General features: G+C 67.0%; 10 protein-coding genes. 1 reads left to right on the forward strand and 9 read right to left on the reverse strand.

The genetic code is table 11. The features are described 5' to 3' along the window. The 4 genes from IT472_RS06935 to IT472_RS06950 form a co-directional block, all read right to left on the reverse strand. The coding region (locus IT472_RS06935; protein ID WP_297180303.1) for an efflux RND transporter permease subunit at positions 1 to 1971 on the reverse strand (1971 nt) is incomplete at its 3' end. Between the two features lie 10 nt (positions 1972 to 1981). Further along, positions 1982 to 3097: an efflux RND transporter periplasmic adaptor subunit gene (locus IT472_RS06940; protein WP_297180289.1), complete on the reverse strand. Its 1116-nt coding sequence runs from the start codon at positions 3095 to 3097 to the stop codon at positions 1982 to 1984. An 11-nt stretch (positions 3098 to 3108) separates the two neighbouring features. After that, positions 3109 to 3321: a DUF2892 domain-containing protein gene (locus IT472_RS06945; protein ID WP_297180291.1), complete on the reverse strand. Its 213-nt coding sequence runs from the start codon at positions 3319 to 3321 to the stop codon at positions 3109 to 3111. Between the two features lie 59 nt (positions 3322 to 3380). Further along, positions 3381 to 4670, reverse strand: coding sequence for an FAD/NAD(P)-binding oxidoreductase (locus tag IT472_RS06950; protein ID WP_297180292.1), 1290 nt, complete (start codon positions 4668 to 4670; stop codon positions 3381 to 3383). 167 nt (positions 4671 to 4837) lie between these two features. Here IT472_RS06950 and IT472_RS06955 point away from each other — a divergent pair, with 167 nt between their 5' ends. Beyond that, positions 4838 to 5152, forward strand: a complete 315-nt coding sequence (locus tag IT472_RS06955; protein WP_297180305.1) for a metalloregulator ArsR/SmtB family transcription factor — start codon at positions 4838 to 4840, stop codon at positions 5150 to 5152. Positions 5153 to 5282: 130 nt separating this feature from the next. Here the strand turns inward: IT472_RS06955 and recG are convergent, their stop codons facing one another. From recG to IT472_RS06980, 5 genes are all read right to left on the reverse strand, one after another. After that, entirely contained in the window at positions 5283 to 7376 is a 2094-nt protein-coding gene (gene recG, locus IT472_RS06960) for an ATP-dependent DNA helicase RecG (RefSeq protein WP_297180294.1), read from the reverse strand. A 37-nt stretch (positions 7377 to 7413) separates the two neighbouring features. Next, positions 7414 to 7800, reverse strand: coding sequence for a RidA family protein (locus tag IT472_RS06965; protein ID WP_297180295.1), 387 nt, complete (start codon positions 7798 to 7800; stop codon positions 7414 to 7416). A 56-nt stretch (positions 7801 to 7856) separates the two neighbouring features. Further along, on the reverse strand, positions 7857 to 10058 hold the full coding sequence (locus IT472_RS06970; RefSeq protein WP_297180297.1) for a bifunctional (p)ppGpp synthetase/guanosine-3',5'-bis(diphosphate) 3'-pyrophosphohydrolase: 2202 nt from the start codon (positions 10056 to 10058) through the stop codon (positions 7857 to 7859). Positions 10059 to 10171: 113 nt separating this feature from the next. Further along, positions 10172 to 10471 carry a DNA-directed RNA polymerase subunit omega gene (gene rpoZ, locus IT472_RS06975; protein WP_297180299.1) on the reverse strand — a complete coding sequence of 100 codons (300 nt, stop codon included), beginning with the start codon at positions 10469 to 10471 and terminating at the stop codon, positions 10172 to 10174. 137 nt (positions 10472 to 10608) lie between these two features. Beyond that, positions 10609 to 11358 (reverse strand): isoaspartyl peptidase/L-asparaginase (locus IT472_RS06980; RefSeq protein WP_297180301.1); only part of this gene is annotated, 750 nt, incomplete at its 5' end.

An 11358-nucleotide genomic window follows, 5' to 3' on the forward strand; every position in this document is an offset into this window, starting at 1 on the left:
CAGCACCTCGGGCACCGTGTCGAGCTTGGCTGCAAGTTCCGTCAGCAGCGCGTTGGTGCGCTCCAGCGTGCTGCCTTCGGGCAGGTCCACCACCACCTGGATTTCCGATTTGTTGTCCAGCGGCAGCATCTTCAGCACCACCAGCTTGAACACCGCAAGCGAGGCCGAGACCAGTACCAATGCCAAGATCCCCACGAACAGCCACCGCCGCTTCCGACCCGCCCCTTCACCACGCAGGAAGGGTGACATCAGGCGTTCGAACAGGCGATGCAAGCTGTTTGAACCCCTCTCCCCCTGAGAGGGGGGTTGGGGTGAGGGTGTGGATTGCGAATCAGCAACATCGGCCGCCCTGCCCTCACCCCCGGCCCCTCTCCCGGAGGGAGAGGGGGGAAGGGAATCGAGCTCTCTGCCGGAGGGTGAGGGGGGAAGAGCATGTCCATGCCGTGCCAGCAGCTTCAGCGCCAGCCACGGGGTGACAGTCAACGCGATCGCCAGCGACAGCAGCATGCCCACCGAGGCATTGATCGGGATCGGGCGCATGTACGGGCCCATCAGCCCGGACACGAAGGCCATCGGCATCAGCGCGGCGATCACCGTGAATGTCGCAAGGATGGTCGGCCCACCCACTTCATCCACCGCCGGCGGGACCGCCTCCAGCAGCGACTTGCCGCCCCGGGCCATGTGCCGGTGGATGTTCTCCACCACCACGATGGCGTCGTCCACGAGGATGCCGATCGAAAAGATCAGCGCAAACAGCGAAACCCGGTTGAGGGTGAAGCCCATCATCTCCGAGGCGAACAGGGTGACGGCCAGGGTGAGCACCACCGCTGCGCCGATCACCAGCGCCTCCCGCCAGCCCAGCGCGAACAGCACCAGCAGCACCACGCTCAGGGTGGCGAAGACGAGTTTCTGGATCAGCTTCTGCGCCTTGCCTGCGGCACTGGCGCCGTAATCGCGGGTGATGCCGACGTGCACGCCCTGCGGGATGAGTTCCCCGCGCAGTTGTTCGATGCGGTGGGCAATGGCGGTGGTGATGTTGCTGGCATTGCTGCCCGGCTTCTTGGCAATGGCAATCGTCACCGCCGGCGCCGTGCCCGCCGCGGGGCCCGCGCGCCCCGGAGGTGCGCCGGTCCAGACGTACTGCGTGGGCAGATCGCCGCGCGCCTCGACCTTCGCCACGTCCGACAGCAGCAGCGGCTTGCCGTCGCGGCTGCCGATCACCATGCCCGCCACGTCCTCGGCATTGGCCAGGAAGCTGCCCGCGGTCACCGGCACCGCACCGCGCACGGCGTCCACGCGTTCGCCCGCCTGGCGCACCACGTTGGCCGCCTGCAGCGCCTGCGCGATATCGCCTGCGCCCAGGCCATACGCCGCCAGCTTGGCGGCGTCCAACGTCACCAGCACGGCGCGGTCGGGCGCGCCGATGGTGTAGATGTCGCGGGTGCCGGGAATGCGCTTGAGCTCGGCTTCCAGCGTATGCGCCACTTCCGCCAGCGCCGTGGCGTCGACGTGGGGATCATCGCTCCACAGGGTCAGCGCCATCACCGGCACATCGTCAATGCCCTTGGGCTTGATGATCGGCTGGCCGACACCGGCACGTTGCGGCAGGAAATCGGCATTCGAGAACACCTGGTTGTAGAGCCGCACCAGCGCCGGCTGCCGCGGCACCCCGACCTCGAACTCCACCGTCAGCACCGCCGCACCCGGGCGGCTGATCGAATAGACGTGCTTGACGCCTTCGATCTCGGCGAGCTTCTGCTCCAGCGGCGTGGCCACCCACTGTTCGACGTCGCGCGTGCTGGCACCCTCGAACGGCACGATGACATTGGCCATGGTGACGTCGATCTGCGGCTCTTCCTCCCGCGGCGTCACCATGACCGCCAGCAGGCCGAGCAGCAGGCCGACGATGGCCAGGATCGGGGTCAGCGGATTGGCTTGGAAGGCCGCCGCCAGCCGCCCGGACAGACCCATCCGCGACCGCTCAGTCACGACGCTCCCCTGCAGCCTTGCGCTGGGATGCGATCGCCGCCGTGGCTGCGACCGGGTCGCGGGCCACCACCTCGCCAACCCGCAGCCCGGAGATCACTTCGACCATGTCTCCACTGCGCGCGCCCAGCCGAAGTTGCCGCAGCAACAATCGCCCGCCTTGCACCACGTACACCCCGGACAACTCGCCACGCTGGACAATGCTGGCCACGGGTATGCGGATACTGGAGACAGGAGGGGCGCCCGCACCCGCAGTCGCGGCATCTGCCGCAAACACCACCTTGGCCGTGGTGCCCGGCGCCGGGGGCGGTTCGATCTGCGGCAGCAGCACGCGCACATTCACGCTGTGGCTCTGCGGGTCGGCAGCCGGGAACACGACGACGTCAGCCGGGGTCAGCGTGCGGCCATCGCCCAATGCCACCTGCGCTGCCGGGTTGCGGCGAATGGCGTCAGCGCGTGTCTGCGGCACTGCCACTTCGATCCGCAAAGCCCCGGGCGCATACAGGCTCAGCAACGCCTTTCCGGGCGCCACGGTTTCGCCCGGCTCCACGTCGCGACGCGCCACGACACCCGCGAACGGCGCACGCACCACGGTGTAGGCGCTCTGCTGGTTGGCTTGCGCAAGCTGCGCGACAGCAGCATTGCGCGCAGCGATGGCCGAATCCCGCGATGCCCGGGCCTGGTCGACCTGCGCCTTGGCAACGTACTGGGCATCGGCCAACGCGGTATAGCGCCGGTAATTCTGTTCGGCTTCGGCTGCAGCCGCCTGCGCTGCAGCCAGTTGCGCGCGGGCGGCATTGGCACCGGCATCCTGCTCGATCGAAGTGATCCTCAGCAACACGTCACCGGCATGAACCGCTTGGTTCACGTCCACCTGCACCGACGTCACCCGCCCCGTGGTCTGTGCTGCCAGGTCGGCGCGTTGCACGGCTTCCACAACGCCTTCCCATTCCACCACGCCCTCCCAGCCGTTCCCATGCAGCACGCCCTGGGTCGACACGGTGAACGTCGCCAGGCTCGCGGGTGTCACCGCCGTGGCCGTGGGCCTGTCGCTGCCACAGGCGGTCAGCACCAACAGCGCCGGCAACAAAAGCTGTCGTATCGAAACCATGCGATGCCCCGTCAGCGGCAGCACGAAGCGCCGTCACCACGCCCGATGCCCAAACGCGACATGACCATCGCAGCGGGGCAGACGCCGGTAAAGGCAGACTGGAACAGATTGGCGCCGACGAACACGGTCAGCCAGACGAAGTTGGGGTGCACGAAGTGGGTCAACGCCACGCTGATCAGCACCATCATTCCGCCAAACGCTTGCACGGCACGGTCGAGGGTCATCGTGAAATCTCCTGAGGTGGGTGGTTTCGGGAAAATCTGCGGAAAATCATGCTGAGAAATCAGGAAGCACGCTTCACGTCCTTGAGTCGCTCGATGCCGAGCAGGCCGAGGCTGTATTTTTCGTAGATCGGTTCGCTGGTGCCGTGGCGCATCTTGTAGAGGAAGTACTTCTCGAAACCAATCTTGGCCAGATGCACCCACTTGCCGATCTTGGTCCAGGTGACGTTGCGCGGCGGGATCTGCGGCAGTGCCACGAAGGCCGCGCCAGTGTCGCCCATGTCGGCCAGGCAGACCGCGTTCCAGGTGCCTTGGTAATCCGGCGTCTCGCCCTGCAACTCGGCCTGGATGTTGCGCACGATGGTCGTCACCATCGACTCGATCATGAAGCCGGTCTTGGGCGCGCCGGTCGGCACCGGCGTTGCCTCCACTGGCGGAATCGCCACGCACACGCCGGCCGAGAAGATCTTCGGGTACTTCGGGCTGCGCTGGTGCTTGTCAACGATCACGAAGCCGCGCGGATTGCACAGGCCCTCGACCGCCGCCACCGCGTCCACGCCCTTGAAGGCGGGCAGCAACATGGCGAACTTGAACGGCAGCACATGCGCCTCACCGGGCTGGCCCTTGCCGTCGTGCTCGACGACGGTCATCTCGCCGTCGCGCACTTCCGTGACCTTGCTGTTGACGATCCACTTGATGTGGCGCTGGCGCAGCTCGGCTTCCATCAGGCCCCTGGAGTCGCCGACGCCACCGAGCCCCATGTGGCCCACGTAGGGCTCGCTGGACACGAAGGTCATCGGCACCCGGTCGCGCAGTTTGCGCTTGCGCAGGTCGGCATCGACGATCATCGCGAATTCATACGCCGGTCCGAAGCAGCTGGCCCCGGCCGCCGCGCCAACCACCACCGGGCCGGGATTTTCCAGGAATGCCTGATACGCCTGCCAGGCGTGCGCCGCGTGCTGCGTGGTGCAGACCGATTGGGTGAAGCCACCGTCCGGGCCGGAGCCGGGCACTTCTTCGAAGGCCAGCTTGGGGCCGGTGCTGATCAGCAGATAGTCGTAGTCGATGCGCTCGCCCTTGCCGGTGACAATGGCATTGGCTTCGGCATCGATCCGCTCCACCCCGCTGCCGTCGTAGCGGATGCCCCGCTTGCCGACGTGCTTGGCGATCTCGACGCTGATGTCGTCCTGCTTGCGCCAGCCCACCGCCAGCCACGGATTCGAGGGCGTGAAGCCGAAGCTTTCACCCTGGCCCACCAGCACGACCTCGTGCGCCTTGCCCAGCGTTTCGCGCAACTCGTAGGCCGCGCTCATCCCGCCCAGTCCTGCGCCCATCACCACGATCTTGGCCATCTGTCCGCTCCCCGCTCGGGAGCTGCCCGGGCGCAGAATTACATTAGCGTTTGCTTATATTCGTGTCAACTAATATAATTCCGCCCATGAACACGACCTCTCGCACCCGCACCGTCACGACGCGCAAGCCCGTGCGCCCGCGCAATTCCGGTCCATCGGCCCCGTCCATGAACCCGGAAGCGATGCGTGCGCACGCCGACGAGGCGGCGCGGCTGCTGCGCGCGCTGGCCAACAACAATAGGCTGATGCTGCTGTGCCTGCTGGTGGACGGCGAGCATTCGGTGGGCGAATTGAACGCCCGCCTCGACCTCAGCCAGTCGGCGCTGTCCCAGCACCTGGCCGTACTGCGCGAAGACGGGCTGGTGACCACCCGCCGCGAGGCGCAGACCATTTTCTATGCGCTGGCCGACGGCCCGGCGCAGCGCATCATCGAAACCCTGCACGGGATTTATTGCGGGCAGGTGCCGGTCTGCGGGCGCTGATCCGCTTCCCGTTCATGGTTCGACAGGCTCAACACGAACGGGGTAATGCATGACCCAGCAACGGTAAATCGAACGATCCACGAACGGGAGTTCAATGGGCCAAGCCGTGCGGCGCGCAGGAGGTTTTGGATCATGCCGCCGCGTAGCGGGCCGCACCGCCGATCCAGCGGTCGACGATGCGATCGGCAAGCTCGGGCGCATCGCGCAGCAGGGTGTCGGCCAGTGTGTGCACCTGCGGCAGCAGGTCGGCATCACGCACCAGATCGGCGATGCGAAACCCTGCAAGTCCAGTCTGGCGGGTGCCCAGCAGTTCGCCGGGGCCGCGCAGTTGCAGGTCTTTTTCGGCGATGGCGAAGCCGTCGTTGGTCTGGCGCAGGGTGTCCAGGCGCTGCCGTGCGATTTGCCCCAACGGCAATTGGTAGAGCAACACGCAGCTCGATGCCGCCCGGCCGCGGCCGACCCGGCCGCGCAACTGGTGCAGCTGCGCCAGCCCGAGGCGCTCGGCGTTCTCGATCACCATCAGCGAGGCGTTGGGCACGTCCACGCCGACTTCGATCACGGTGGTGGCCACCAGCAAGTCGAGTTCGCCGGCCTTGAAGGCAAGCATCGTGGCCTGCTTTTCGGTGGCCTTCTGACGGCCATGCACCAGCCCGATGCGCAGCGCAGGCAACGCGCTTTGAAGTGCCTCGAAGGTGGTTTGCGCGGCCTGCGCCTGGATCTCGTCGGAATCATCGATCAGGGTGCACACCCAGTACGCCTGCCGGCCTTCGGCGCAGGCGATGCGGATGCGTTCGATCAACTCGGCGCGGCGCTGGTCGGACAGCGCCACCGTGGTGACGGGCGTGCGGCCCGGCGGCAGTTCGTCGATGGCCGACACGTCGAGATCGGCATACGCACTCATCGCCAGCGTGCGCGGGATCGGAGTGGCGGTCATCACCAGCTGGTGCGGCACACCGCCACGGCCCTTGTCGCGCAGGGCCAGGCGCTGGTGGACGCCGAAGCGGTGCTGTTCGTCGACGATGGCGAGCGCCAAATCGTTGAATTCGACGCCCTCCTGCATCAGCGCGTGGGTGCCGACGATGAGCTGCGCCGCACCCGAGGCGACCTCGGCCAGCGCCTGCTTGCGCGCCTTGCCGGTCACCTTGCCGGCCAGCCAGCAGATCCGGATGCCCAGCGGCTCCAGCCAAGCGCGCAGATTGTTGCAATGCTGCTCGGCCAGCAGTTCGGTGGGGGCCATCAACGCGGCCTGGCGGCCATCCGCCACGGCCAGCAGCGCCGCCATCGCGGCCACCACGGTCTTGCCGCTGCCGACATCGCCCTGCACCAGCCGCAGCATCGGCCGTGGCCGCCGCATGTCATCGCGCACCTGCGCATACACCCGCTGCTGTGCCGCGGTCAGTCTGAACGGCAGCGTCGCCAGCAGGCGCTCGACCAGTATCTCGTCACCACGCAACGCACGCGTGCCTTCCGCTTGCAGCGCCAGCCGCTGCCGACGCAGACCCAACTGGTGCGCCAGCAATTCCTCCAGCGCCAACCGCCGCTGCGCCGGATGCACGCCGTCCTGCAAGGCAGCGGTGTCGGCGCCGACCGGTGGCGCGTGCAGCAGCAGGATCGCTTCGCGCAGGGAAGGCAGCTGGAGCCTGCGCAAGTGATCGCTGGGCAGCAATTCCAGCACGGCATCGTCCGGCAATGCGTCGAGCGACTGCAGGATCAACTTGCGCAGGCTGGCAGGGCCGACGCCCTCGATCACCAGATACACCGGATCCAGTGCCTCGCTCAACGCCTGTTCGCCGTGGCCCAACACGCGGTAACTCGGATGCACGATTTCCAAGCCCTGCTGGCCCGGTCTTGGCGTGCCGTAGGCGCGCACCCGCGCGCCCGGCGTGAACTGCGCCACCTGCTGGGCGCGGAAGTGGAAGAAGCGCAGCATCAGGGTGGCGCGCGAGGCATCACGGATCGCCACCCGCAGCAGCGGGCGATAGCGGAACCCGCGCTCCACCGCCTCCACCTGGCCTTCAACCTGCGCCGGCTCACCCGGGCGCAGGTCGCGGATCGCCGTCAGCGTGGTGCGGTCCTCATAGCTGCGCGGCAGGTGCAGCCACAAGTCCTGCAGGGTCGTCAGGCCGCGCGCCGCGAGCTTCTCGCGCAGCGCCGGGCCGACACCAGCGAGCGTCGCCAGCGGCGCATCGGCACCGGTGGCGACGTGGATTCGTGGAGCCGGCATGGGGCAAGGATGCGCCGGTTGAAGGCGGATGCCAGCCTCAGCCCAGCGCGAGGATCGCGTCCACTTCGAAGGCGACGCCCTTGGGCAAGGCAGACACTTCGATGGTGGAACGCGCCGGATAGGGCTGTGCGAAATACTCGCCCATCACCGCGTTGACGGTGGCGAACTGCGACAGGTCAGTGAGGTACAGACCCACCCGCACCACGTCGGCCAGCGAGCCGCCGGCGGCCTCGCAAACTGCCTTCAGGTTGTCGAACGCGCGCCGCGCCTGCGCGTCGATGTCGCCGTCGCCGACCACCGTCCCGGTGGCGGGATCGAGCGGGATTTGACCGCTCAGGAACACCAGGTTGCCGGCGCGGGTGGCCTGCGAATACGGGCCGATGGCAGCGGGAGCGTGGTCGGTATGGATGGCGGTGCGCGGCATGTTCACTCCGGAGCGTGGGCAGGAGAGGCGATTCTACTGCGCATGCGATGGCAGGCTCACCCGCGCTGCACCTGCTGCACCACGCTCAGCTTGCGCACACCGCGGATCACCTCGTCCAAGTGGCGGCTGTCGGTGATCTCGATGGCGAAGCGCAGCACGGCGATATTGCTGTCGCGCTCGAGGTATTCGACCCGTTCGATGTTGGAGCCGGCGTTGGCAATCGCCGCGGCGACCTGCGCCAGCACGCCTGGATGGTTCTCGACCTCGATCCGGATCGCCACGTTGAAATCACCCGAGACCTGCCGATCCCACGCCACCGGCACCCAGCGTTCCGGCGACTTGCGGTAGTCGGCGACATTCGGGCAGTCCATGCGATGCACGACCACGCCCTTGCCTGCCGTGTGGTAGCCCATGATGTCGTCGCGCGGGATCGGCATGCAGCACTGCGCGAAACTGATGACGCCGCGCTGCGATCCGGAAATCAGGATCGGCTCACGCGCCACGGTGGCGAGCGGCGCATTCTTGACCTTGCCCTTGCCCTTGCCCTCGCCCCGCTTCGGTTTGGCAGTCTGCTGCGCGAACAGTGCGGCCACCTGCATCGGCATCCGGTTGCCAAGCGCGATGTCCGCCAGCAGCGCCTCCAGCCGTGGATAGCGGTTTTCCGCAAGGCAGGCATCGATTCGCTCCATCGGTACGCGATCAAGCGAGGTGCCCAGCCCGATCAGGGCGCGATCCAGCATGTAGTGGCCAAGCTGCACCGCGTCCTCGTGCTGGAGTTGCTTGAGCGATTGCCGGATCGCGGTGCGCGCCTTGCTGGTGGCGACGAACTCCAGCCACTGGGTGCTGGGTGCCGCTGCCTTGGCGGTGATGATTTCGACATTCTGGCCGCTGACCAGTTTGACCCGCAGTGGCGCGAAACGCTTGTCGACACGCGCCGCGACCGCGTGGTTGCCGACGTCGGTATGCACCGCGTAGGCAAAATCCAGCGCGGTCGCATTGCGCGGCAAGGACAGGATGTCGCCCTTGGGCGTGAACAGGTAGACCTCGTCCGGGAACAGGTCGGCTTTGACGTTCTCGAGGAATTCCAGCGACGAACCCGTGCCGCGCTGGCTTTCGACGAGATTGGCAATCCAACTCGCCGCGCGCAATTGCGCGTTGTTGCCGGCCTCGCTGCCCAGCTTGTAGGCCCAGTGCGCGGCCACGCCGCGTTCGGCGACCAGATGCATCTCGCGGGTGCGGATCTGCACTTCGATCGGCGAGCCATACGGACCGAACAGCACCGTGTGCAGCGACTGGTAGCCATTGGCCTTGGGGATGGCGATGAAGTCGCGAAAGCGGCCATCCAGCGGCTTGTAGACCGAGTGGACGACGCCGAGTGCGTGGTAGCAGTCGGCCACCGAATCCACCACCACCCGAAACCCGAACACGTCCATGACCTGCGCGAAACTGCGGTGCTGGGCGCGCATCTTGGAATACACGCTCCACGGCGCCTTGACCCGGCTGACCAACTCGTGCTCGAGCTTCTCCAGCGCCAGCCGCTGCGCGAGGCTGGCCTCGATCTGGGCCAGCGCGTCGCGGCGCGCCTGCGGGCGGCTGGCAATGCGCTTGGCGATCACCGCATGCCGCCAGGGGTGCAGGGCGCGAAACCCGAGATCCTGCAATTCGGCGCGGATCAGGTTCATGCCCAGCCGCTGCGCGATCGGGGCGTAGATATCCAGCGTCTCGACCGCGATCCGGCGCCGCGCTTCGTGGGACTTCGCGCCCAGCGTGCGCATGTTGTGCAGGCGGTCGGCCAGCTTGATCAGGATGACGCGCAGGTCTCGCGACATCGCCAGCAGCATCTTGCGGAAACTCTCGGCGGCCGCTTCCTGGCGGTTGGCGAAGCTCAGCTTTTCCAGCTTGGTGACGCCATCGACCAGTTCCGCCACCGTCTCGCCGAACTGCGCGGCGACGTCGTCACGGGTGATCGGGGTGTCCTCGATGGTGTCGTGGAGGATCGCCGCGACCAAGGTCTCGACGTCCAGCCCAAGGGTGGCGAGGATCCGCGCCACCGCCACCGGGTGGGTGATGTAGGGCTCGCCGGATTGCCGGACCTGGCCTACATGCGCCGCCGCGCCGACCGCCCAGGCCTTGCGCAATAACGCGCATTGCTCCGGACCGAGGTAACGGGCGTCCCGTTCCAGCGCGCGCACATAGTCCGGCACCGCGTCCGCATCGGGCGCGGGAAGCTGGACGATCGCAGGCTCGCCGGGATTCATCTGGCGAGCCTAACCTTGCGATGGCGTACCCGCAAACGAATTCCGCATGATCGTTGCACAAATGAAAACGGCCCCGAGGGGCCGCTTCATCGTTGTGCCGAAGGGACCCGGGATCAGTCCTCGCCCTTCATGTCATCGTCCCCGGCCACGACGTCGGCAGCGGCCCACTCCAGCGCCTCGCGCTCCTTGCGTTCGCGTTCGGCCTTCTCCACCGCGTCGACGAACTCGGAATCGATCGCACGCGCGGCGATTTCGCGCAACGCAAGTACGGTCGGCTTGTCGTTGGATTCGCTGTTGTCCAGCTTCGGCTCGACACCACCGGCGAGCTGGCGAGCACGCTTGGCGGCCATCATCACGAGTTCGAAACGGTTGTCGACCACCTGCAGGCAGTCTTCGACGGTAATACGGGCCATGGGCATCCTGCGGCCTGCGGGCCGCGCAATCGGTTCAACTGAACCTTCGATTGTAACGAGCTTGCATGCCTGCAGCAAGTTTCATGACACCCCCGCCTCTTCGCCAACCCCGCCGGAATAGCAGCGACGCCAGGAAATCATGGCATCTCCAGCCTGTCGGTCTTGTAGATCGCCACGTGCGGTATGCCATCGGCCCCAATCCAGCCGCGGTACATGCCGCCGGTGTTGAACGGGAAGGCGATGGTGCCGTCGGCGCCGAGTGCGATCGCGCCGCCATCGCCTCCGGCACGCGGGATATCCACGTTGATGACGTCGTTGGCCGCACGGGACAACGGCTCGCCAGCCAGCCGCACCCGTGCGCAGATCTCGTGGGCAGCGGCGGCACGGATGTAGAACTCGCCCCAGCCGGTGCCGGACACCGCACAGCGCGCGTCAGCCCAGGTACCAGCACCGATGATCGGCGAATCACCGACACGGCCATAGCGCTTGTTGGTCATGCCGCCGGTCGATGTGCCGGCAGCGAGGTTGCCGTTCGCGTCCAGCGCCAATGCGCCGACGGTGCCGAAATAGGCTTTGCCGGGAAGGATCAGGTGCCGGCGCTCGACCTGCGCTTGCTTTTCCTGCTGCAGTGCGCGCTGCAGCGACCGCCAGCGCGACTCGGTGCGGAAATACGACGGATCGACCAAGGTGATGCCTTGCTCGCGGGCGAACACCTCTGCGCCGTCGCCGACCATCATCACATGGCGGGAGTGTTCCAGGATCGCCCGCGCCAGCAGGATCGGATTCTTGACCCGATGCAGCCCGGCCGCCGCGCCAGCGCGCCCGGTCGCCCCGTCCATGATCGAAGTGTCGAGCTCGTTCCTGCCGTCGTGGGTGAACACCGCGCC

The organism is Thermomonas sp. (assembly GCF_020850895.1).
In the GTDB taxonomy this organism is placed as follows: Bacteria; Pseudomonadota; Gammaproteobacteria; order Xanthomonadales; family Xanthomonadaceae; genus Thermomonas.